This is a genomic window from Microcella sp. (assembly GCF_040286215.1).
Classification (GTDB): Bacteria; Actinomycetota; Actinomycetes; order Actinomycetales; family Microbacteriaceae; genus Microcella.
This window is the reverse complement of record NZ_JAVKCK010000003.1, coordinates 56,435-78,883: the sequence shown is the minus strand read 5'-3', so window position 1 is coordinate 78,883 and position 22,449 is coordinate 56,435. Positions and strand designations below refer to the sequence as shown.

Genomic DNA, 22,449 nt, shown 5'->3' with positions numbered 1-22,449 from the left:
CCGTAACCACCCGAGTCAGCGAGCGGATAGAGCGGTTGCACCCCCAGAACGAGTCGAGGCCGGCACTCACCCGCACCGCTGGCCTACGGAACGGGATCCGCTTGGAGCGGCCCCTCCAGTGAAATGAAATCAATTGCCTCGCGACCCTCGGCAGCACCCGCGTCATCTCGTTCGATGTGCACGTCGTCGATCCACAGTGAGGCCGTCACGCGGGCCGTGGTGGCATTGCGCACGTGACCGCCAGAACGACGATCGTCGCTGATCGCGTGCAGATGCAACCCCGGAATGGTCGAGCCCGACGTTGCATCGGGGTAGCGAAAGCCAACCAGCGTGCCATGCCACACATCGAACGCGAAACGTGTCTCGTTCTCGATCACCTCGGCCAGGGGCTCGCCCACGTGGTCGGGGTGACCCACCGTGCGCAGCACGACGTCGGTGAACGTGCCGGTGAGCTCGATCGCACACACCACCTCTTCATGGTCGACGAAGGTGGCGGAAAGGTAGCCGTCGAGAGCGTCACCGATTCCTTCTATGCCGACCCCGGCATCCACAGTGAAGGAATGCGGGATGCCGCCGCTCGCGGCGATACCGAAAGCAATCGTCTCGTCGACAGCGACCACCTCGGGCGTGCCGCAGACGGGCACGCGCCACGTCTCGCCCCGCAGACTCACGAGCTCACCCTCAAGGTCGTGCATGACCCCCAGGCCCAGACGCGTGCCAGAGAACTCATGGCCGACCGTCGCGGCGCCCGAATAGTTGCCGCTGAACAGTGATTGTGCACTGCGCACTTGCGTGACCCGGCCACGGTCGATCCGGCCCAGTCGGGAAGAACGGAGGCGGTGGAGAACGTCGTCGAGCATGGGTTCGAGACTAGAGGGTGGTGAGCTCGGCTCGCGCCGCCGAGCTGGGCTCGGCGACAGTGCGGCCGTCTCAGTCTGCGGCAGCGGCCAGCCGGATCGCGATCGGCGTCTTGGCGCCCAGGTTGTCGGAGACAGGGCAACGCTGCTCTGAGAGGCGCAGAATCTCGTCGAGGTCGGCGGGGCTGGCATCCGCATCGATGTCGGCGATCAGCTCGATGCTCTCGAAGCCGGAACGGTTCTCGGTCGGCTGCCCCATGAGGCGCGACGGGTCAAGATCGCCGCTCACAGTCAAGTGAAGAGAGCGCACCTCCACCCCGCGCTCGCGAGCAATCATGTGGATGACAACATTCATGCACCCGGCAAGAGACGCCAGCAAGTATTCGACCGGGTTAGGGCCGGCATCCGAACCCCCGAAGCTCGGCGGTTCGTCGACGATGAAGCCGAAATCGCGCACCGACACCGCGAGCCTCGTCGGCGATTCGGCGTGGGCAGACACGGTGACGTGCAGTGGCTTGGCAGACATGCGGAAACTCCTCTGGCGTAGGCGCCGACCCCCTGGTGGGAAATCAGCCTGCTTCGGAGGCTACGCGCGGGTTGCCCGCGACACATGGGCCGTTGGTCCTGACTGTGGGGCGAGGGGTGCGAACGCACGCCTCCACGATCCGGGTGCGCCGCGGCGTGCGCGTCGACCAGAGCCACCCCTGCCAGCAATCGCTGACTCTCGAGCTCGCGGGTCAGCTCGACCACTGGCCGCGGTGAAAGACCTCCTCGGGCGGGCGGCGCTGTCGGGTCACCGAGGAACCGCCGGGCTTCTCGGTAGATGCCGCGTAGCCCACCGTGATCGCACCGACGGGGGCGTACTCAGCGGGAACCCCGAACTCGGCGCGCAGCGCGGAAACACGCTCGCCCGGGACGCCGAAGAAGCACGCGCCGAGACCCTCATCCACGGCGGTCAACAGCATCAGCAGCGACGCCATGCCGGCGTCGACGTGCCAGTACGGCACAGGCCAGCGTGCCTCGTCGCGGTCGGCCCAGCCCTTGTCGGCCTCCGCGTACCGATCGAGGTACGCCCGCTGAGACGACCACGGCACGATCACGACGGGCGCGGCGCGCATTCCGCGCAGCCACGCGTCAGGCTCGACAGCACGACTCGGCAGGGTCGCCGCCCGCCAGAAACGCTCGACATCAGCGGGCTGGTCGAGGATTAGGAACGCCCAGCCCTGAGAGAAGCCGGCGCTCGGGGCGCGCACGGCGTTGCTCAGGATTCGGTCGACGGTGTGGGAGTCCACCGGCTTTGGGGAGTAGCGGCGGACCATGCGGCGGGAGCGGACAACCTCGTCGAACTGCATGGTGACCATTGTTGCCTAGGCTCGCGGCGCCGAGCCTTGCTCGGCGCCGGTGGCCGCCTGGCGGGTTGAGGATTTGTCCCCAGCGCTCCCCCATTCGCGGCTTCGCCGCGGATGGGGCCCCTCGCGCCGTGGGCCCACCTGCTCGCAGGTCCGAGCCACCACGCCCGGGAAACGACGAAACCCTCCCGCATGCGGGAGGGTTTCGTCGTTTGTCGGGCTGACAGGATTTGAACCTGCGACCCCTTGACCCCCAGATTAGAAAATGGGGTCCGTGGGCGTCCGCGAGCGTACGAAAACACCGGAAAATCAACGATCTGCTCAATGACGGACACACACATACAGCCACGCACGCGACATTCCTGGGGTACTTTCTGGGGTACTAAACCGAGGCTCCTATCTCTACTGACATTCCTGGTTACGGTCCTCAAGGTGACCAGCGCGATCGCCTCGTAGCGCCTGTGCACAATTGCAGCGGGCGCCACTACGTCGAGGGAGGATGACATCATGCACGACGACCTCGACGGCCTCGAAACAGATTTGTCATGCCCGAGCTGCGGGACGCGATGCCGACCGCGCGGGGCTGCTTGGTGGTGCGAGCACTGCCAAATCATTGTGATCCACGCGTGAATTCGGGGAATAGGCTCGCGAGGACATCGGATCTATTGAGGATCGCGCTGGGAGGCCAGAGTGTCGATGATTGAGCCCCGACTGCAACAAATGCATGAGACCTTGATGGACGTGCCTTGGTGGAGCTCCACAATGCACTCCAATCTGGAGACCTCGTCATATCGAGCCTTGCTCACCGCACTTGATATCGGAACAAGGGGGCGCAGCGTTGAGAAGCTTCATGTGTGGGCGGGCGGCGCACATTCACTGAGCTACTGCGAGATCACGCTTCTAACCGACAGGACTTGGCTGTTCGCTGAATCAGACGGGAACCACTTCGGAGGAGTTTCGATTGTGTCTAGGAAAGCGATCAGGAGAGTGGAGATCTTCACTGGTCCATTCGCCGAAGAAGAGGGTATGGACGACGTCAATTCGAAGTCCGTGACATTTGAGTTTGACGGTGGGACGTTCCAACGCTTCCCCTACGAACACAATGGTTGGGAACTTGTCGCGGGCGACATTCACGAGTTGGCGGCCATCGCGCTGAATGACCTTGTGGCTCGATAGGCGACGACTTCCATAGGGTCGCCGGTGTTTTTGTACCCTTAGCGGACACGGCGGGCCGCACGGTGATGACACTTCTGCGGGGTCGCCGTCGCCGTGAGCAGTGCGGGCCGATAACCTGCCTCTCATGCCAGAGCTGCCGCCGAAGATTTATGAAGCGCTTGGTCGAATGACTTGGGCAGCAATGGGCGTCGAGGAACGCGCACGATCGCTCACCCTGCATGTACTTGGATTCGATCGAACAGCCAAGCCCGTAGGAACCCTGATTCAAGCTGCCATTGAACGCCTCGAGCGAGTTGATGCGAACCCGCCCCGCCCCGCATCTGTCGAATGGCTCAAGCGAGCGCGGGCGGGTCTTGAGCGGCGCAACGAAGTCCTGCACAGCGAGTACATCGAATGGTGGGATGAGACGGACGGCAAAGTAGAGCGGTCGAGCGACTCCTACCTGCTGCACCTACCCAACAAGCAATCGAAGCCCGCTGTGCATGTCTCAGTGGACGAAGAGACCTTCGACGGAATAGCCCAGGAATTGAACGAGACGATCGCCGCTTGGGGTCAGGCCTACGCTTCGTTCTTTGATGACAGAGGACCGGGATAGTCTGACGCTCTGCGCGGGCCGGTGCGCTCTGACCGAGAGGGCAAGCATGGGCACCTGGCACCCGCTACTGTCAGCGGTCGAGGTCGAGCCTGGGCAACGGCACATGACCGCCCAGACCGGCGCATACGGCATCGTGCGTCTGCTCACCATCGGCGGCGAACTTGGCTATAGGGCCACCACGTACTCAGAGCCGCGCGTACTCGTCGGTTACTTCACGACACTGCGAGCCGCATGCGAGGCCGCACACGGCCACTACTTGCGCACACACGGCCCACACCCTGCCCCCGCGAACATCTACCCCGATCTCAACTCGACGGCCCGCAGTCAATAGAGCACGAATGAACTGACGGCTATGCTCCTTCGACATGGGTTTGGATGAAGCACTAGCAGCAGAGCTTGCAGCGAGAGCAAAGCGCCGGGAGGAAGACCAAGCCGAACGTGAAGCGATAGTCGAGGCTTGCAAACGATTCGCAGAGTTGGCGCGTGAACTTGAAGTTCCGCAAGAGCACACAGGTTGGTGGGTAGTCAGCCCGTTCGGCGCGATCCGCGAGGACGGCACCTGGTTCGACTACCTGAGTTTTACAAAGGCGCGGCTCGGAGTGCATGACCCTGCCGGACCCAGGCCGAAGCCAGCCGAGGGAGCGACCGAGCTGCCCGACAAGAACGTACGCGAGCAGACCGTCCCTGGGGGAATCGAGTTCCTAGAGGGCATCTTGGCGAAGACTCTCGCCGACGCAAGAGAGTCGGACGCGGACACATAAGCGCGGCCCCAACTCGACCTGCCAGCACCTACCCCGACCTCACCGGCAGACGAAGCAACGTGCGAGGATAAACGACATGAACTCACGCCCCTGGAACTGGCTCTCTTTCCTGGCAGGACTAGGAAGCGCCCTCGTCATCCTTGGTGGCATCTGGATCGGCACCGTCGTCGTAGCCGCACAACAGGAAGCAGAACAGGAACGCTATCTAAGCTGCCTAGCCGCTCTGGGATTCACACCGGAAACCACTACCGGCGGCCAACTGGAAGAACTGTCAGTAGCCGCCGAATTGTGTTCCTAGCGCGTTAGCTCAGCGGCGGGGCGGGCACTATCGACTCGTCAGCGGCCACAGTCCACCGCGACGACGGCGACGAGCCAGCGGGCCGAAACGGGCCGAGATTCCACGCGGCCACCGTCACCGGTTCACCTTCATCAATGCGCTCAATCAAACGCGCCCACGGCGGCGACGAGAGCACCCGCCCATCCTCCACAAGCGGAGACCCGAACCGCTCCGCCGACTCCTCGAACCGGTCCCGAAGATGAGCACGCACACCCTCCGCAGCTCGGGGCGGCAACTGCCGGGGCATCAGCGACGCCTAACGTCACGCGGAGAGTAACGAGTACCCCGCCGCACCTGACCCGACGACGACACCGCCCGATCAATCTGGACTGATAGCAACGCCACGATCCGCGCCACGCCCAGACGCGCTTGCCTCAGCTCGGTGATCGCACTGTTGAGCCTGGACTGTCCGCTCGAGCCTGTCACCGTCACACCATCGCGCTCAATCGCTTCCTCCAAAGCGGCGATCGTCTCCAAAAGACCATCGCCCTGCTCAATCAACGCTTCATCTGCAGCACCCCACTCAAACCCATCAGGCAGGTCGGGCGCCAACTTCTCATTCAGTGCCATATCGGTACCTCTCTACTCAAATCGGAAACGCTCGTGTAAGGGGTCAGGCGGGGAAAACCACACCATCTGACAGAGGGAGAAGGGGCCGGGTACGGCCTCCCACCCCACCCCCTCTGGTGGTCGGTCGGTCTCTCGCACTCGTCGCGGTGTCGTGCTGGTCATCGTTGCCGTGGTCATGGTGGTCATGGTCACCTCAGCCCGGGGTGTGGCTCTGGGGGCCTGCGTACTCCTGGGGTGGGGTTGTTGAGGCGGGCCTGTCGTGCCTGCTGTTGTGTGATCCGGTTGTGGTGCCATGAGCACAGGGTGGTGAGCATGTCGGGGGTGGTGGTCTCGCCGGGGGTGTACCCGGTGACGTGGTGCGCCTCGAGATTCACACCCTGGGGGCACCTTTGACCCTCCCGCCCTATCGCCGTGCACTGGTAGCCGTCGCGGGCGAGCACTGCCCGTCGAACGTGTGACGGGACGTGTTTGGGTTTGCCCGGTGTCCAGGTCATCGGCATTCCTTCCGTGAGTGTCTTAGGTGGTGGGCGGGTTGGTCCCGAGGCGGTCGTTTCGTTCCCGCCCACCGTTTCCCCGACATCGGGCCGGGGAGATTGTGGGGGAGGGTCCATGAGTTGCGAACCCTCCCGGTCGTGCTTAGGCGGACCGCTCGAGAATGTGACGCGAGAACTGCATCGGCAACTTGTACGGAATGGGCAGGTCGAGACTGTTGAATGTCTCGGTGCCTTCACCGCTCACGCGTTGGCCTGAGTTCTCACCGATCCATCGGGCCATTGCCGAGGCGCGGGCACGCTTGTGATTCATTTCGTCCCACCCGCTGCGCGTGGTCGAGATGATTGCCTCCGTGACTTTCTCGGCTTCTTCCACTGCTTCGAGGGCTTGTGCGCGTAGTCCGGCGACGCTGGCACGGAGCATGTCCCTGAGCGGTGACGCATGCTTGCTTGCTTCCTCTCGGGCAAGACGGCATGCGGCGACGGCGAACTCGATGTTTAGTCGCGCCTTTTCTGCTGCGGGGTGACCGGGGTGTTTGGTCGCGCCCTTCTTGATTGCATCCCTCAGCGCGCGGGCGTCGGCTTCCACTGCCTCTCGGTGGTCCTCGATTGCCTCGACGAGGCGGGTGTCAGCTTCGGCCCATGCACTCCATGCGGCGTCGGCCTTCTCGATCAGCTTCGCGAGTTCTCCGTCGTAGACGAATCCGCCGGGCACGTCTACAGACACGGGACGCTGTGACGATTCTTTTTCTGCCTGCGCGATTAGCGGGTCGAGCAATCCGCGAATAGCGGCCTGCGGCATTCCGGTGTTTGCGATCAAATCGGGTGAGTAATTCATTTCGTGCCTTTCGTTAGTGTCCGAGGATTCCGTCGAGTCGGCCTGAGCGGTACGCCTCTACGGTCTCTTCGGGGGTCATGGTTTTCAGTTGTTCGCGTGAGGTGATCGGCGCGTGATTGCCGATGACTTCGCCCCGTCGTCCCTGCGCATCGGATGACGGCACGGATGCTCGGCGGGGTAGTCCGAGGTCTGTCACGAGTGCTCGGGCATCGGCCTCGAGGTCGCCTGCGGTGTCACCGACGAGGCGGCGCGATAGTGACGGCGAGAGACCGTGGGCTTGTGCGATGCGATGTCGTAGTTGTTCGTTGTCGGTCATTTCTTCCTCCTAGATTGAGTGGTCGATCTGCGAGTAGCGGCGACGGATCTCGGCCACGTTTTCGCGGGTGCGTTGTGTCTCTCGGTCACGAAGACCTCGTGCGACCCACTTCGCCCAGAGCTGGTGAAGGTCGGCTTCGAGATACGTCACGGCGTCCCATTGAGGTCGGGGCTGGTCGACGTTCGTGTGTCGGCGCGGCATCAGGCGGCCTCGACCCGGGTGTGTGTATCTACTGACTTTTCTGGTGATGCCATCAACCGCAACGCATCCTCATGGGCCGGATCGTTGAGGCTGTAGCGCCACTCGGTTCGCGTGCCGAGGTCGATCTCGTCGAGCGTCACGACACCGAGCATGTGCAGCGCCTGCAGCTCACGGTCGACCGTCGTGCGGGGCTTGTTCAATCGCTTGCGCACGTCGGCCACGAGCGACGCGGGATGAGCGGCGAGGTCAATGAGGCAGTCGCGACGGAGCGGCGGAAGACTGTCACGAGCAACACGTAGCGCGAGCCTCAACGCTTCGGTGTGTGACAGGCCGATCGCGATCGCGCCACGAGCTACCTGTGCGAGTTGCTTCGCGAACCGGGTCGGCATCTCTGGCGCATGCGCGTCGACGACGTTGCCCTGCTGGTCGCGGATCACCGCCGTGCGCGCCAACGTCACCGTGTCGGCCACCTGGATGAGGGCGCCCTGCTGGTCATCGGTCAGCGTGAGGTCAGCGGCCGGGTCGATCGTCACGGCGGCTCGAACCGCGTTCGCCAACTCGCGACGCATCGCCACCTCGTTGCCAGTGTTGCCGAGTGCTCGACGAGACGATTGTGCGCGATGTTTCGTCGTGTCGAATCGGACGAGCACGAAGCGATCGCCCATCTCAGCAACGACCGCGTGGGCCTGATCCCATGCAGTCGTGACAGCTCCGACGACGACGAGCCTGCCCGCCCACTCGAGGGTCTGCCCGCCGTCGGTGCCGACGAAGCGTGTCCACCTGCCGTCGTAAACCTCGCGGAGCGCGGCGAGCACACTCGCTCGGGTGTCGCGATTCTGAGACAGGATCGTCGTCACGTCTTTGATCACGAGCACCCCGCGACTGCCGATCGAGCGAAGCAGCCCGCCCGTCGACCCGTCAGTCGCTTCCTTCTTCGAGGTTGCACTCAGAAGGGCGCCCTCCGATGCGATCGACGACACGACCGTGGCGCCCATCTGCTCCAACGTCATCAAGCTCTCTGTCTTCGCGGAGCCGGAGCCGGCGACGACAAGCAGCCAAGCGGGGTCGCCGTCCAGCTCGTTGCCGGCGGCGACGGCGAGGACGATGTGGAGCACATCGAGGTCGTAATCGTTGCCAAGCCATTTTCGGAATGCCTGGTCTGCGTAGTCGAGTGCTTCACTCATGCGATCTCCATGTGGTCGGACCATGCCTGAGCCGCCCACGGCGTCGAGGCTTCGATCTGAAAACGGAACGGCATCCGCGCCCATGAGGCTGTCCCGAAGGGTGAGAAGTCGTGCACGCGGATTCGCACATGCGAGTCGGCGGGGAGGAAGCTCTCGTAGTCGCGAAGGACCCGGTCGAGTTGTGATGAGTCGTAACCGCCGAAGGGGTACGGCATGTCGGCAAGGTCGACGCAGATGACCACCTGCGCCCTGGTGGTTGTAACATTCACTATGTAGTCCCCTCTCTAAGGACTCGTGCCCGCACGTCGCTCCAACGACGGTGCGGGCTTCTTCTTTGGTCACGCGCTGATCTGCGCGACGTACTCGTCAAGCGAAGTGCGAGTGACGAAGGCCCGGCGCCCGATCTTGACGAAGCGGATTCGGTCACTTTTCTTCAACTCGTAGAGCTGACTGCGTGAGACGCCGCCGAGGTAGGCCTGCCCCTCTGCGATCGAGAGCAGCGGAGATGCCGTGGTCGTGGTCATCGTCATGGTGCGTTCCTTTCGTCTTGAGCCTGTGCGTGTCGTTTGGAGATTCGGGGTGTCCGCCCGTACTCTGAAAGCCTGACACAGTAGTGAGACACATGACTGTCTCACCCGGTGGGAGTATTGATATGGCTGGGAAGACGGCTGACGAGTGGAAAGCGAGCATGCACGTTCGCACCTACATGGGCGGGCAGAGGGGCGGCACGGTGCGGTTTGGTGACTTCATGGTCCCGAAACACCTCACCGTCGAATTCGAACCGGACCCACTACAGCCAGAGGGTCGTCGCCGACCTTTGCTGGTGATGGAGTACGAGATACGCGACGGCAACCCGATCTGTACCGATCTACGAGTCACAAGTCGACCAGGTGATCGACCCGTGCGAATCACCGACCTCGGCGTGATCAACATCGAAGAGATAGGGGCCACTGCGTTCGCCCAGCATGCATGGCGCATCACCTCGGACCAGGGCCACACAATCGCGGCCAAGCTCGAGGCGCTACTGGACCCAGACGCGGTCGACACAATGAAGTCGAAGTTGAATTCGGCGAGGGATATGAATCACATAGGGTCGATCACAGAGTTGCGCGACGTCGCTCGCGTTTATCTGGACCCCATCAACCGATCGAAGCCGTCCAAAGCAGTCGCGGAAACACTCGGCTACTCCCATCGGTCCACAGCCTCACGGCGGATCGCCGACGCACGTCAGAAGGGACTGATCCCACCACCCGGCGCGAGTCCGGCCGAACTCGACGCGGCACTCGAGGATCTTCGAGCCGGTCCCTCGGTCGAATCGCCAGAAGACGTGGCAGAGCGCATCGACGCGGAAGTGCGTCGGCGCTTCGAGGCACACCAAAAGACAAGGGGCGAAAAGTGACTGACACGGTGAAAGTCGGCACCATCCGTCAACGTAGCAACGGCACCTTCGAGGGTCGCATCTCCTACCGCGACGACGACGACCGGCCGGTGCGCAGATCGTTCTACGGCTCCACCGAGAAGCAGGTCGCCAAGAAACTCCGCGAAGCCGAGAAACGTGTCCAGGCTGACCTCTCCCCCGCCGACTCCAACATGCTCGTGTCGACCTGGCTGACCCGATGGGCGGACACCATCCTGCCGAGGTCGAACCGAAAAGCGACGACGATGGAGTTGTACCGGACCCTTCTGCGAAAGCACTTGCAGGAGTCGAGCCTCAGCCACATGCAACTCGGCCGTGTGAAAGCGTCACACATCGACGCGCTCGTCACCGAGCTGACCGATAGCGGCCTCTCACAGTCCAGCGTCAGAAGCATTTACACCGTGCTCCGCACCGCGCTCGACGGTGCCGTGCGTGAGGGATTGCTCGCAACGAATCCAGCGGCGAAGGTCGACCGACCCACCGTCGCACGTACCGAAGCACGCCACCTCTCCGGTGGTGAGGTTCGCGCCATACTCGACGCGGCCGCGACCTCCCGATACCACCCTGCACTCGCATTGATCGCGGCGACCGGGATGCGACGCGGTGAAGCGTTGGCCCTCCGATGGGAGCACGTCGACCTCACCAAGAAACTCGTGCGCGTGCGCGGCACCCTCGCCAGAGTCGACGGCCACCTCACCGTCACGGAGCCAAAGACAGCCAACTCGAGGCGCGACATCGTGCTCACCGAGTCAATGGTGCGCACACTGAAACGGCACGCGACCACGCAGAAAGCCGAGAGGCTTCGAGCGGGCAATCAATGGCAGGACACCAAGCTCGTGTTCACCACCGAACTCGGCACGGCGGTCGATCCACGCAACCTCCTGCGGGTCTTCACGGTCGCGGCGAAGACGGCGGGCATCACCGACGTTGGCCTGCACACTTTGCGCCACTCGGCAGCGACAGCGATGCTCGACGCGGGCGTGCCCTTGCATGTGGTGTCGCGGATTCTCGGCCACAGCTCGGTGGCAATTACCGGCGACGTTTACGGGCACCTCGTCGATTCCACCCAAGCCGATGCGATGGATCAACTCGCGGCCGCGCTCGGCATCTGACACCCCGACCCCGGCCTCCTGGTCACTGGCGTAACCAGAAATGTCACTACCCCCCCTCCCCCAAGTAAGAGCGTCAGAAGACGACTTCTGGGGTACTTTCTGGGGTACGCGGAAGAAGTTGAGAAATAGTAAAGCCCCGGACCTCGCGAAAACCGCTTAGATCCGGGGCTAATACCTGGTCGGGCTGACAGGATTTGAACCTGCGACCCCTTGACCCCCAGTCAAGTGCGCTACCAAGCTGCGCCACAGCCCGTGGCTGGCCCGTCGTGCGAGGGCCGGGGAACAGCTTAGCGGAGGGTGGCGGGGGTCGGTGCACGGGCGGCGCCGGCGCGCGGGCGTTAGTGCGGGGCCGCGAGAGCCGTCAGGGTGGCGGGGTCGTGGGCGGCGAGCACCCTTAGACCGGGCAGGAGGGACTGCAGGGCGACGATGCGCCGCGCGGTCTCGAGCTGGGTGGGGCGGTCGCCGACGTCGGGCACGATGCCGCGCGGCAGCAGAGTGTGGTCGTAGGTGACGTCGCCGACGAGGAGCAGAGGCGGAGCATCCCCTCGGCGGATCAGGAGGCTCATCGAACCCGGCGAGTGGCCGGGCGTGGGCACGAGCAGCAGTGTTCCGTCGCCGTGGATGTCGTGGTCCGCACCGAAAGGCGCCAGCAGCGGGTCGTCGGTCGGTGCGACGTGCACGGGGGTGAACGTGACGCCGGGCGCGCGCACGTGGGCGGGCAGCACGCCGTGCAGCTCAGGGGTGCGCTCGTCGAGCAGAGCCAGCTCCGCCGCCGAGACGAGCACGGGCGTGCCCGCGAGAGCCGCGACGTTGCCGGCGTGGTCCTGGTGCAGATGCGAGATCACGGCGAGCGACAACGACGAGACCGGATGCCCGATCTCGGCCAGCTGCGTCACCAGCTCGTCCTCCGGCTCCACCCGAAAGGCCGCCTGCCGCCGGTACACCCAGCCGAGCGGGCCGCGCGGGTAGTAGTCGGGCTCCGTCACCGAGGCGCGCGACTGGCCCGTGTCGAACAGCACCGTGCCGCGCTCATGCTCGACGACGAAGACGTGCACGGGCAGCCAGTCACTCCAGGTGCGCGCCGTGAGAGTCCACCACAGCATCGGTGTGCCCGTGCCCGCGATGTTCTTCGGCCTCACGCGCACACGGCCCACCGTGAGGGCGTGCACCGCGCCAACCGGGCCGGCGGAGGGGGCGGGTGAGGATGCTCGGGCGGGGGCAGGCATGCCGTCAGTCTCGCACCGCCACCGTGTTCGCCGCTGCCTCCGCCGCCGTCGCCCCTCCCCCGATGAGCTCGCGCGCGTGACTCTCCCCACCTCGCGGCCGACGACCCGGCACGTCGGAGGTCGAATGTATGTTCGAACCATGAAAGAGCAGCGGGCACCGCGACGGGAGGCGACCATGGCCACGACGAGCACGATGACGGCGCACTCTCGCACCGCGTCGAGCTCTTCTGCCGCGATGGTCGCCCCGCCCACGCGGGTGGCTCCACCGCTGCGGGAAGCGCGGCCCCTGCCGGGCGCTCTGCCGGCGCCGGGCACTCTGCCGACGCCGGGCACTCCGCGGACGCCGGGCACTCCGCGGACGCCGAGCACTCTGCCGGCGCCGAGCACCGCGTCAGCGCCGGTCGGCTCGGCAACGCCTGAGGCTGTCGCCGGGGCGTCCCGCGCCCTCACCTCCGCCGTGGATGCTCTCACCGCAGTCCCCCGCGACCCCAGCCTCTACCGCGCGGCGGACGACGAGGCTCTTCTGCACCTCACCCGGCTCGCCGCCGACGAAGTGCGGCTCGCCCAACTGCACGTCTCGATGCTCGCTGGCGAGATCGCCCGGCGTTCCGCACCCGAGCTGGGCCACTCCGGCCTCGCTCAGCGCACCGGGCACCGCACGGCCGAAGAGATGGTGCGGGTCACCACCGGCACCCGGGTCGCCGACGCCCGCACCGCGGTGCGCGTGGGTATGGCCGTTGCCTCGAGCGGCTCGGATGTCTCCACGCCTCTCGGCGACGCCGTGCTCTCGGGGCAGGTGAGCGTGGCCGTCGCCGACGCGGTGCGCACCGGGCTAGGGCGGCCGGCGGGCGCGATCACCCAGAGCATGCTCGACGAGGCGGCCGCAGCTCTGCTCACGCGCGTCGGCGGGCTCGACGCCGATCGGGCAGCCCGCGAAGCCCGCGCCGCCCGCGACGACCTCGACCTCGACGGCATCGCCGACCGCGAAGAGCACCGGCGAGCGCAACGCTCGTTCCGCCTCACCAAGCGCCCCGACGGCATGGGAGCCGTGCACTGGGTGCTCGACCCCGAGACGCTCGCCGTCGTCGGCGAGGTCGTCGACCGCATCACCTCGCCACGACGCACCGAACCGCACTTCCAGACCGACGCCGAACGACGGCGCGGCGCCCGTGAAACGCCCCACCCGGCCCTCGGCGACGACCGCACCCTCGAGCAGCTGGCCAGCGACACGATCGCGGAGCTGCTGCGCCAAGGAGTTGCCGCCGACACCTCCCTCATGCTCGGCGGAGAACCCGTCGGAGTGCGCGTCATCGCCACCGCACGCACGCTCACCGAACGCGCCGGGCCCGGCTGGATCGAAGGCCACGCCGACCCCGTCTCCACGCACACCGTCGAGCGCATCGCGTGCGCCGCCGGCACCGTCGCCCTCACCGTCGACGGCGACCCCGCCAACGCCGGCCAGCCCCTCAACCTCGGCCGCGAGAAGCGCCTCTTCAGTCGCGCGCAGCGACTCGCCCTCGCCGTGCGCGACGGCGGATGCCGATGGCCCGGCTGCGAACGCCCGCCATCGTGGTGCGAAGCCCACCACATCGACCACTGGCATCGCGACGGCGGGAAAACCGACATCGCCGACGGCCTCCTCCTGTGCCGCCACCACCACCTCCTCGCCCACAACAACGGGTGGGAGATCGAACGCGCCGGCCCCAGTTACCACCTCATCCCGCCACCCCGAAGCCGCACCGGCGCGAGCACCCGCACCAGCGGCGTCGGCGGCGCGAGGGAGACCAGCGCCGACGGGAGCAGTGACTCGCCGAGACCACCCATCGACATGCCCAGCGTCAGCCCCGCACTGCGGCACGCGCTGCGCACCTAAGCGGCGGGCTGCGCGTCGCACACGAACGCCAAAAAGCACAGCACGCAACCAGGCGGCACGCGTCCACCGTCCCCCACCCCCGCCTCCCGGCTCCCTGATGCGATTACGCTGGCGACATGAGCGACAGCGAGTCCGGCGAAACGGGCGAATCGGGTGAATCAGGTGAATCCGCGCAGCGCACCCGCACCCGCCGCCGGCTGACCTTCGCCGCAGGCATACTCATCTTCCTCATCGGCGTGACCGTCACCATCGTCACCCCCGACAACGTGATCCTTGGCCTCACCACGCTCAGCATCGGCGTCATCCTTGTCGCCCTCCCCGGCAGACGCAGCGACACGCGCACCAAGGCTCACGCCGACACCGGGCCTGACGCCCACGAGAAGGCTCAGGAGCGCTGATGGACCTCCCCACCGTCCTCGTGACCGGCTTCGACCCGTTCGCCGGCAACGACATCAACCCCAGCGGGGAACTCGCCCGACGGCTCGGCGAGCTCGGCCACCCCGACTGCCACCTCGTCGCCGACGTGCTGCCCGTCTCGTTCACCCGCGCCCCGCAGCTGCTCGCCGCCGCCATCGACGCCCACCAGCCCGACATCCTCCTCATGCTCGGGCTCGCCGAGCACCGCCACGCCCTCACCCCCGAACGCGTCGCCCTCAACCTCGCCGACGCCGACAACCCCGACAACGACGGCGACCAACCCGCAGAAGCCCCCCTCGAACCGCACGGCCCCGCCGCCCGCTTCACCACGCTCCCGGTGAAGCAGATCGCCCACGCCATCGACGCCGCCGGCATTCCCGCGCACGTCTCCCTCACCGCCGGCAGCTACGTCTGCAACGCCGTCCTGTACACCGCCCTCGGCATCGCCGAGCAGCGCGGCGACCACGGCAAACACGCCGCCGCCGGCCCCGACGGCTCCGAACACCACCAGCCCCGCCTGCGCGCCGGGTTCATCCATGTTCCCGCCACCCCGCAGCTCGGCGGCGACCCGCGCTTCACCCTCGACGAGCTCGAGCGGGGCATCCGCATCGCCCTCACCACCATCCTCGGCACGCCGGCGTGACCGCGCAGTCCGTCATCCGCGTCTCCGCCGTGCTCGCCGTCGACCACGAAGGGCGGCTGCTGCTCGTGCGCAAACGCGGCACCGACGTGTGGATGCAGCCCGGCGGCAAACCCGACCCCGGCGAGACCCCTGCCGAGACCCTCGCCCGCGAACTGTTCGAAGAGCTCGGCGCCCGCATCGACCCCGCCGACCTGCAACCGCTGGGCACCTACACGACCGCCGCCGCCAACGAAGCCGACACCACCCTCATCGCCGACGTCTTCCGCGCCACCCTCACCGGCCCGCTGCGCGCCGCCGCAGAAATCGACGCCGTCACCTGGATGCACCCCCGCCAGTTCCCCCACCACCGACTCGCCCCGCTCATCACGCAGCACATGCTCGCCCACCTGCCCGACCCTCATCAGTAGCGACCGCCGCCGAGCGCACACCCGTCGACTCAGTCCAAGCTGATGAGCTCAAGCACCGGCCCACGATGCACCGCCCGGTACACCCGATCGCGAAGAGCGTTCGCCTCGACATCGGTGAGGGTGCGCTCGATCGGGCGCAACACGATACGCAGCAGCGCATTCACCTGCCCGTGCGCGATGCCGAGACGGGCGCGCGCAGACTCCGGCAGAGCATTCGCGGGGGTACGCGCCACGACGGCGACGGACTCCAGATCGTCCGCCGTCGCACCAAGAGCGCGCCGCACACGATCGCCGAGCGTCTCGTCATCGTCCTGCTCGTCGATGACGATCGACAGGTCGCGACTGATCGACGGCATCGCCGAGATCGGCCTCCACGGCGACAGGTCGTGCAGCTGCTCGACCGCGCGCGCATCCGACGACCGCAGCAGCCGTATGTCACGGATGCCCTTCCGCAGCATGAGCGCCCGATCGAGCCCCAACCCCAGAGCGAGACCCGACCACCGTCGCGAATCCAACCCGCAGCGCTGCAGCAACGCCGGGTCGATGAGCCCGCACTCCGCGAGCTCAAGCCACTCGCCCTCGACCTCCACATCGATCTGCCGAACATGCACCGTGTAGGGATGCTCTGCCTCAACCTCGCGCCAGCGCGCACCCGGCAGTGCCGCCGCGACGAGACGGTCGACGAGCTCCAGCAACTCGTCGACCGTACGGCGCCCAGTCGGCCCTGCGGCGGCGCTCACGCGCCAGACATCCACTTGGTGCGGAGACGCCGCATGAGTGCGGTCGATCTGATCGCGCCGATGAACGACCCCCGGCAGAATCAGCACCTCGTCATGCACGGCATCGCCGACCCTCGCCCCATCCCCCGCCGCGCCCGAGCCGAGAGCGCGGAGGAGAGCCGGCATGCCCGCGGACGTATGGCTGCGCAGCATCACGGTGGGGCTCACATAGTGCGAGTAGCGACGATCGCGCGTGACCGCGTCGCGGTCGAAGCCGAGCGCATCGTAGTTGTCGGCGACCGCGACGAGCGGGCTCGAGCGCTCGACCCGATGCGGCAGGTGGCCCCGCTCGGTGGCGGCGGCGATGACCTCCTCCAGCAAGAGCGCCAGCGCGTGAGCAGGCTCCGATGGCGAGGTCGGCTGATGGTGCGAGAGGTCGCTCACCGCGAGCGCGGCGCAGACTTCCGACGTGCTGAGATACATGACGGGGTTCCTTCGGTCGGTGAGAGATGGGAGATTCCCCTCGGCCGAGCGGCGGAACGACTCGCGGCTAGGCGTGCGGCATCAGCCCGAGTCGGCCGGAAGACGGCCGAGGGCTGAGAAATCGCAGGCACCCACGCATGGCCAGAACCCTACCAGCGACGGGGCGCCCCGAACGCGTAGCGGCAGACGTCACCGTTAACGCCCCCGCAATGCAGGCTTGCTAGCGTGAGGACATGGAGCTCGAGCTCGACACGTTTGGACTCACCGCCGCGATCCTCGCCATCGCCGGCGTTGTCGCGTTCCTCGCGCACCGCGCGAAGCAGCCGCTCATCATCGCCTTCATCCTCGTCGGCATCGTCGTCGGGCCCAACGTGCTCGGACTCGTCGAAGAAGCCGAAGCGCTCGACCTGCTCGCCAAGATCGGCATCGCCATCCTGCTCTTCCTCGTCGGCCTGAAGCTCGACATCAGGCTCGTGCGCTCCATCGGTAAGGTCGCCCTGCTCACCGGCCTCGGCCAGGTGGTCTTCACGTCGCTCATCGGCTGGGTCATCGCCGTGCTCTTCGGAATCGACCTCGTCGCCGCGATCTACGTCGCCGTCGCCCTCACCTTCTCCTCGACGATCATCATCGTCAAACTGCTCACCGACAAGCGCGAGCTCGACGAGCTGCACGGCCGCATCGCCCTCGGCTTCCTCATCGTGCAAGACATCGTCGTCATCCTCGCCATGATCGCCCTCACCAGCTTCGGCGGCGGGCGCGAAGGATCCCTCGGCGAGCAAGTGCTGTTCCTCATCGTCAGCGCCGTCGGGCTGCTCGGCGGACTCTACGTCGTCGCCCGCTGGGTGCTGCCGCCCCTGCTGCGGCTGCTCGCCACCAGCCAAGAGCTGCTCATCGTGTGGAGCGTCGCCTGGGCCGTCGCCCTCGCCGCACTCACCGACCTGCTCGGTTTCTCCATCGAGGTCGGCGCGTTCCTCGCCGGCTTCGCCCTCGCCTCCACCCGCTACCGCGAAACCATCGCCGCCTCCCTCAGTGGCCTGCGCGACTTCCTGCTGCTTTTCTTCTTCATCACCCTCGGCGCACAGCTCGACTTCAGCGCGATCGGCGAGCAGATTCCCGCCGCCATCGTGTTCTCGCTCTTCGTCCTCATCGGCAACCCGCTCATCGTCCTCATCATCATGGGGCTCATGGGCTACCCGAGCCGCGTCGGATTCCTCGCCGGCCTCGCCGTCGCCCAGATCAGCGAGTTCAGCCTCATCCTCATCGCCCTCGGCCGCGACCTCGACCAGGTCGGCGACGACATGGTCGGCCTCGTCACCCTCGTCGGCCTCATCACCATCGCCGGCTCGACCTACCTCATCCTCTACTCGAAGCAGATCTACGCGTGGCTCGAACCCGCCCTGCGCATCTTCGAACGACGACGCACGCGACCGACCGCCGACTACGAGCCGGAGACGTACGACGCGATCGTCTTCGGCTACGGGCGCTTCGGCAAGCAGCTCGTCGGCGAGATCGTCGGCACCGGATGCACCGTGCTCGTCGTCGAATGGGATCCGTACGCGCAAGCGCAGATCGACGACGCCGACCTCGCCGACCGCGTCACCGTCGTCTTCGGCGACGCCAGCAGCCCCGACTTTCCCGACACGCTGCCCATCCGCCACGCGCGCTGGATCATCAGCACCGTGCCCGACGCCGGCACGAGCATCGTGCTCGCCACCGCGCTGCGGCAGCACGGCGCCACCTGCCCGATCGCCGTCACCGCGCACACCGACGCCGTCGGCGCGCTCTACGACGCGGCCGTCGCCGACGGCACGATCTCGACCGTGCTGCACCCGTTCCGCGACGCCGCCGACGACGCCATCGACACGCTGCGGCGGCTCGAGAACACCGAACCCGAGACGCCCTGACGCCTCAGCGTGTCGAGCGCGGGGCGCATCCCGCGTCGCCGGCGTAGACGGCTCAGCCCGCCTCGCTCACCGCGCCGCTCGTCCTGCCCCGCTCGCCCGCCACGCACCTGCCGCTCAGCCCGCCCAGAGCGCCCCGCCGACCGTCGCCAGGTAGAGGCTGGGCAGGGCAATGCCCTCGAACCCGATGCCACGGCGGTCGCGCACGACGAGGCCCGCCGCGAGCACCGCCGTGATGAGGATTGTGCCGCCCAGCAGCACGAGGCTCGCCGGCCCCACGAACGCGTAAATGGTTCCCTCCAGGTAGAACGCGTCGGCGACGGCGATCATGAGCGTGTCGAACACGTTGCCGCCGATGATGCCGCCCACCCCGAGGGTCAGTGCCCCGAGCCGCACCGCGGCGAGCAGGGTGATGAGCTCCGGCAGCGAGGAGATCGCCGTCGTGATCGTGAACCCCGTCACGGCGCTCGGCCAGCCGGTCGCCGCGATCAGACCCAGGCCAGACTGGCCGATGACCCACCCGGTCACCCCGACGATGACGGCGAGCACGGCGAGGGTCGTCCACAGGCGGCGCGTCGACGTCGTGCTGCGGTCCTCCCCGTCGTCGGTGCGCGTATCGCGGGTCATGCGCGGGCTCCACATGGGCGCCGCGCGCATCTGCTGCATCAACCGCAAGCCGTAGGCGTAGAAGATCGGGATCAGCAGCGTCACCGGGTGGAACCAGCCGATCGCGAGGTCCGGCGTAGCGTAGGCGACGATCGGCAGGGCGAGCAGAGCGACGAGGATGAGCGCCTGCAGCAGGTTGTCGAGCGATGCCGCCGCATGCTCGAGATTCGCCCGACGGTAGACGAGGTCGGCGATCGCAAGCCACACCGTCTGAATGGCGACCCCGCCGATCGGGTTCGCGAGAGCGAAATCGGCGTCGCCGCCGAGAGCACCGGTGATGGTGGTGAGGATGCCCGGCAGCGACGTGACCGCGCCGAGGAACAGCGCCCCGGCCACCGCCTCGCCGAGCCCCGTACGATCGGCCAGCTCGTCCGCCGTCTTCGCGAGCCGGGTGCCGGCGAAGCCGAGCAGCACGATCGAGGCGGCGAGCCCGATGAGGCTCGGAATCAGCGGCCACGTCTCCGTCACCGCTCCACTCTGTCAGCAGGGTGCGCGCGCCGTCGAGAGTGCTGACGGCTCCCTCTCAGGGTGCGGCGACCGGGTGCGGCGAGGCGGTGCGGCGACCCGGCGTAGCGACCCGGCGCGGCGACCGGGGCGGTCGCTCAGAGCGCGAGTAGCTGGTCGCGGAGGGCCGGCCAGCTGGCGGCGAATCCGGGGTGCAAAGGCAGAGCATCCACGTCGTCGAGGGGCACCCAGCGCACGGCGACGCTCTCCGCGTCGGCGACGAGGGGCGCGAAGAGCCGTTCGACGCTCACCGCGACGGTCGTGTACGACCAGAAGCCGACGTCGTAGACGCTCTCGAACAGGGGCGCGACCTCGTCGGGCGGCACGCCCGCCTCCTCGACCGCCTCGCGCACCGCGGCGGCGTAGGCCGACTCGCCCCGCTTGCGCGCGCCGCCCGGCAGGCCCCATGTGTCGCCGTGATGCGACCATGCGGCGCGATGCTGCAGCAGGATGCCCGCCTCGCGGTGCCACGCGAGCAGCCCCGCCGCGCCGAAGCGACCCCAGTACTTCGTGCCATCGGGCCCTTCGACCCATGCGTCACCGGGGTCGCGCAGGTGCGGCGGCGGCAGCGGAGGTCGTTCGGTCATGGTCCCCTCAGGCTACGCGTCGCCCCTGCGAACGCGCCGCGCAGGGAGGCGCGCCATGATGGGGGGCATGGTCGACGCTCCCCCTCCCTCCGCGGTCGCACCGCCGCTCCCGGGTCGCGCGACGATCCGGCAGCGCTGGAGCGACTTCGTGTTCCTGCACTGGCGCGTCGACCCGGCCGTTGTCGCGCCGCTGCTGCCCGTCGGCACACGGCCCGACGTGCACGACGGCAGCGCGTGGGTGGGGCTCATCCCGTTCGTGTTGAGCGACCACGCCTTTCTGCCGCTGCCGCCCGTACCGGGCGCGGGCACGTTCATCGAGATCAACGTGCGCACCTACTCGATCGATGAGAGCGGGCAACGCGGCGTCGTGTTCCGCTCCCTCGACGCCGAGCGGCTGCCCTCCGTCCTCGCCGCGCAGGCCCTGTTCGGCCTCCCCTACCGCTGGACTCAGGCCGGGATGCGCCTCACCGACGACACCGTCGAGTACCGCGCGCGACGACGCACGGGCGCTCGCCCGCGCACCCGCATCCACGCTCGACCCGGCACCGATCCGGTCGACACCCCGCTCAGCCGCTTTCTCACCGCAAGGTGGGGGTTTCACGAACGGCACCTGGGGCGCACAATCTTCGCGCGCAATACGCACGAGCCGTGGCCGCTCGTCGACGCCGAGCTGCTGCACCTCGACGACGAGCTGCTCGCGGCCGCGGGATTCGCCGACCTCGTGGCGCGCCCGCCCGACTCGGTGCTCGCGACCCCGCTCGGGCATCCCGGGGTGACCACCGAGTTCGCCGCGCCCACGCGGGCCGGCTGATCCGAGGCTGCGGCGCCGGCGCTCCGGCCAGAGCTTCGATCAGCGCGGAGACCGGCGTGTCGATCCGCGCTCCGGCAGGCGTTTCGACCCGCGCCTGCACCGCGCTCGAGGGCCTTCCCCAACGTCGGAGTGGACGCGACCCGGTGTGTGTGCCGCGCGCCCCACTCCGACGTTGGGGAAGGGCGCGGGGCGGGCTAATCGGGGCGGAATGCCGCCGCGATCGTCGACGCCACGTCGGGCACGGCGAGCACCGTGATCGGGTCGCCCGCGCGCACGACGCCCTTGCGCACGACACGCGCGTACGCCCCGAGCCGCCGTGAGTCGGCAAAGCGCTTCACCCAGCCCCGAGCATCCGCACCGCCCACCCAGCGGGCGAACGTCTGGCACGGCGTGCGCGGCATCGTGAGCTCGAGCTCCACCGCGTCGTCGCCGGAGCCGATCCTCCAGCGCTCCCCCACCCGCGCCGCATTCACGTCGACGCCATCGACGCGCAGATTCTCGCCGAACCAACCCGGGTGCAGCTCGCGGCCCAGCTCGGCAGCCCAGAAGTCGGCGTCAGACTGGCTGTAGAGATACACGGCCTTGTCATGGCCGCCGTGATGCTTGCGGTCGACCTGCACATCGCCGCGCAAGCCGAACTCGCCCACCTTCACAGGCGCGAGCGTCGCCCGCTTGTCGATCGCCGTCACCCCGTCAGGGCCACCGACGTCGGGGACCAACTGGTGCACGACGCACACGGCGGAGACGACAGGTACTACTGGCGACGCAGGGGGCATGCGGCCAGCATAGAGCGGCGCGCTACGCGGGCTGACGCTTCTCTCGCATCCGCGATCCGGGACGGATCGCGGCGTGTTCGCGGCGAAGGCCAGAAATGGCCTTCGCTGGAAGCGCTTTAGCGCTTCCTCTTTTCGCGGCCGACGGACCGGGACGGGCCGCCGCGTGTGCGAGGCAGAGGCCAGAAATGGCCTTCGCTGGAAGCGCTTTAGCGCTTCCTCTTTTCGCTGCCGA

At 67.3% G+C, this 22,449-nt stretch carries 26 protein-coding genes and 1 tRNA gene; 13 read left to right on the top strand and 14 right to left on the bottom strand.

From position 1 onward, the window contains the following. Positions 1-83: 83 nt before the first annotated feature. The 3 genes from RJQ01_RS00850 to RJQ01_RS00840 form a co-directional block, all read right to left on the bottom strand. Positions 84-860, bottom strand: coding sequence for an acetolactate decarboxylase (locus RJQ01_RS00850; RefSeq protein ID WP_350474798.1), 777 nt, complete (start codon positions 858-860; stop codon positions 84-86). Positions 861-930: 70 nt separating this feature from the next. Next, positions 931-1,383, bottom strand: coding sequence for an OsmC family protein (locus RJQ01_RS00845; RefSeq protein ID WP_350474797.1), 453 nt, complete (start codon positions 1,381-1,383; stop codon positions 931-933). A 211-nt stretch (positions 1,384-1,594) separates the two neighbouring features. Next, complete coding sequence (locus tag RJQ01_RS00840) at positions 1,595-2,209, bottom strand: nitroreductase family protein (protein WP_350474796.1); 615 nt, start codon at positions 2,207-2,209, stop codon at positions 1,595-1,597. A 717-nt stretch (positions 2,210-2,926) separates the two neighbouring features. Between RJQ01_RS00840 and RJQ01_RS00835 the strand changes: the two genes are divergently transcribed. The 5 genes from RJQ01_RS00835 to RJQ01_RS00815 all read left to right on the top strand — a co-directional run bounded on the left by RJQ01_RS00835 (position 2,927) and on the right by RJQ01_RS00815 (position 5,036). Beyond that, positions 2,927-3,382 (top strand): hypothetical protein, encoded by a 456-nt coding sequence (locus RJQ01_RS00835; protein ID WP_350474795.1) that lies wholly within the window; start codon positions 2,927-2,929, stop codon positions 3,380-3,382. A 124-nt stretch (positions 3,383-3,506) separates the two neighbouring features. Further along, positions 3,507-3,977, top strand: a complete 471-nt coding sequence (locus RJQ01_RS00830) for a hypothetical protein (protein WP_350474794.1) — start codon at positions 3,507-3,509, stop codon at positions 3,975-3,977. A 103-nt stretch (positions 3,978-4,080) separates the two neighbouring features. After that, on the top strand, positions 4,081-4,308 hold the full coding sequence (locus RJQ01_RS00825) for a hypothetical protein (protein WP_350474793.1): 228 nt from the start codon (positions 4,081-4,083) through the stop codon (positions 4,306-4,308). Positions 4,309-4,342: 34 nt separating this feature from the next. Continuing rightward, complete coding sequence (locus RJQ01_RS00820) at positions 4,343-4,738, top strand: hypothetical protein (protein ID WP_350474792.1); 396 nt, start codon at positions 4,343-4,345, stop codon at positions 4,736-4,738. Between the two features lie 76 nt (positions 4,739-4,814). Beyond that, on the top strand, positions 4,815-5,036 hold the full coding sequence (locus RJQ01_RS00815) for a hypothetical protein (RefSeq protein WP_350474791.1): 222 nt from the start codon (positions 4,815-4,817) through the stop codon (positions 5,034-5,036). 285 nt (positions 5,037-5,321) lie between these two features. On the opposite strand, the gene RJQ01_RS00810 is transcribed toward RJQ01_RS00815, so the two are convergent. The 5 genes from RJQ01_RS00810 to RJQ01_RS00790 all read right to left on the bottom strand — a co-directional run bounded on the left by RJQ01_RS00810 (position 5,322) and on the right by RJQ01_RS00790 (position 9,205). Then, entirely contained in the window at positions 5,322-5,645 is a 324-nt protein-coding gene (locus RJQ01_RS00810; RefSeq protein WP_350474790.1) for a hypothetical protein, read from the bottom strand. A gap of 636 nt (positions 5,646-6,281) precedes the next feature. Next, a complete protein-coding gene (locus RJQ01_RS00805) occupies positions 6,282-6,974 on the bottom strand; it encodes a hypothetical protein (RefSeq protein WP_350474789.1) in 693 nt (230 codons plus the stop codon). A 516-nt stretch (positions 6,975-7,490) separates the two neighbouring features. Then, positions 7,491-8,675 (bottom strand): hypothetical protein, encoded by a 1,185-nt coding sequence (locus RJQ01_RS00800; protein WP_350474788.1) that lies wholly within the window; start codon positions 8,673-8,675, stop codon positions 7,491-7,493. After that, on the bottom strand, positions 8,672-8,944 hold the full coding sequence (locus tag RJQ01_RS00795; RefSeq protein ID WP_350474787.1) for a hypothetical protein: 273 nt from the start codon (positions 8,942-8,944) through the stop codon (positions 8,672-8,674). Before RJQ01_RS00795 ends, RJQ01_RS00800 begins: the two co-directional genes overlap by 4 nt. 69 nt (positions 8,945-9,013) lie before the next feature. Further along, positions 9,014-9,205 (bottom strand): helix-turn-helix domain-containing protein, encoded by a 192-nt coding sequence (locus RJQ01_RS00790; RefSeq protein ID WP_350474786.1) that lies wholly within the window; start codon positions 9,203-9,205, stop codon positions 9,014-9,016. A gap of 92 nt (positions 9,206-9,297) precedes the next feature. On the opposite strand from RJQ01_RS00790, the gene RJQ01_RS00785 reads away from it, so the two are divergent. Next, a complete protein-coding gene (locus RJQ01_RS00785; protein ID WP_350474785.1) occupies positions 9,298-10,074 on the top strand; it encodes a hypothetical protein in 777 nt (258 codons plus the stop codon). Further along, entirely contained in the window at positions 10,071-11,204 is a 1,134-nt protein-coding gene (locus tag RJQ01_RS00780; protein ID WP_350474784.1) for a tyrosine-type recombinase/integrase, read from the top strand. Before RJQ01_RS00785 ends, RJQ01_RS00780 begins: the two co-directional genes overlap by 4 nt. Before the next feature lie 176 nt (positions 11,205-11,380). Here RJQ01_RS00780 and RJQ01_RS00775 read toward each other — a convergent pair. Both RJQ01_RS00775 and RJQ01_RS00770 read right to left on the bottom strand, forming a co-directional pair. Next, positions 11,381-11,457 (bottom strand) — tRNA-Pro (locus tag RJQ01_RS00775). Positions 11,458-11,542: 85 nt separating this feature from the next. After that, on the bottom strand, positions 11,543-12,430 hold the full coding sequence (locus RJQ01_RS00770; RefSeq protein ID WP_350474783.1) for an MBL fold metallo-hydrolase: 888 nt from the start codon (positions 12,428-12,430) through the stop codon (positions 11,543-11,545). Positions 12,431-12,569: 139 nt separating this feature from the next. Here RJQ01_RS00770 and RJQ01_RS00765 point away from each other — a divergent pair, with 139 nt between their 5' ends. From RJQ01_RS00765 to RJQ01_RS00750, 4 genes are all read left to right on the top strand, one after another. Continuing rightward, entirely contained in the window at positions 12,570-14,303 is a 1,734-nt protein-coding gene (locus tag RJQ01_RS00765; RefSeq protein WP_350474782.1) for an HNH endonuclease signature motif containing protein, read from the top strand. Positions 14,304-14,419: 116 nt separating this feature from the next. Further along, the gene (locus tag RJQ01_RS00760) at positions 14,420-14,701 is read left to right on the top strand and encodes a hypothetical protein (protein WP_350474781.1); all 282 of its coding nucleotides are present in this window, start codon (positions 14,420-14,422) and stop codon (positions 14,699-14,701) included. Next, a complete protein-coding gene (locus tag RJQ01_RS00755) occupies positions 14,701-15,363 on the top strand; it encodes a pyroglutamyl-peptidase I (RefSeq protein WP_350474780.1) in 663 nt (220 codons plus the stop codon). The genes RJQ01_RS00760 and RJQ01_RS00755 overlap by 1 nt, the downstream gene beginning before the upstream one ends. Beyond that, positions 15,360-15,770, top strand: coding sequence for an NUDIX hydrolase (locus RJQ01_RS00750; RefSeq protein WP_350474779.1), 411 nt, complete (start codon positions 15,360-15,362; stop codon positions 15,768-15,770). Before RJQ01_RS00755 ends, RJQ01_RS00750 begins: the two co-directional genes overlap by 4 nt. Before the next feature lie 29 nt (positions 15,771-15,799). On the opposite strand, the gene srmL is transcribed toward RJQ01_RS00750, so the two are convergent. Continuing rightward, the gene (srmL, locus tag RJQ01_RS00745; protein WP_350474778.1) at positions 15,800-16,972 is read right to left on the bottom strand and encodes a PheS-related mystery ligase SrmL; all 1,173 of its coding nucleotides are present in this window, start codon (positions 16,970-16,972) and stop codon (positions 15,800-15,802) included. Between the two features lie 233 nt (positions 16,973-17,205). Here srmL and RJQ01_RS00740 point away from each other — a divergent pair, with 233 nt between their 5' ends. Then, the gene (locus RJQ01_RS00740; RefSeq protein ID WP_350474777.1) at positions 17,206-18,876 is read left to right on the top strand and encodes a cation:proton antiporter; all 1,671 of its coding nucleotides are present in this window, start codon (positions 17,206-17,208) and stop codon (positions 18,874-18,876) included. A gap of 114 nt (positions 18,877-18,990) precedes the next feature. Here RJQ01_RS00740 and RJQ01_RS00735 read toward each other — a convergent pair whose 3' ends face one another. Together RJQ01_RS00735 and RJQ01_RS00730 are read right to left on the bottom strand one after the other, a co-directional pair. Further along, positions 18,991-20,007: a sodium:calcium antiporter gene (locus RJQ01_RS00735; RefSeq protein ID WP_350474776.1), complete on the bottom strand. Its 1,017-nt coding sequence runs from the start codon at positions 20,005-20,007 to the stop codon at positions 18,991-18,993. A gap of 134 nt (positions 20,008-20,141) precedes the next feature. Then, positions 20,142-20,630 carry an NUDIX domain-containing protein gene (locus RJQ01_RS00730; protein ID WP_350474775.1) on the bottom strand — a complete coding sequence of 163 codons (489 nt, stop codon included), beginning with the start codon at positions 20,628-20,630 and terminating at the stop codon, positions 20,142-20,144. Positions 20,631-20,697: 67 nt separating this feature from the next. Between RJQ01_RS00730 and RJQ01_RS00725 the strand changes: the two genes are divergently transcribed. Then, complete coding sequence (locus tag RJQ01_RS00725) at positions 20,698-21,441, top strand: YqjF family protein (RefSeq protein WP_350474774.1); 744 nt, start codon at positions 20,698-20,700, stop codon at positions 21,439-21,441. Positions 21,442-21,635: 194 nt separating this feature from the next. On the opposite strand, the gene RJQ01_RS00720 is transcribed toward RJQ01_RS00725, so the two are convergent. Then, positions 21,636-22,217, bottom strand: a complete 582-nt coding sequence (locus RJQ01_RS00720; RefSeq protein WP_350474773.1) for an MOSC domain-containing protein — start codon at positions 22,215-22,217, stop codon at positions 21,636-21,638. Between the last annotated feature and the right edge of the window lie 232 nt (positions 22,218-22,449).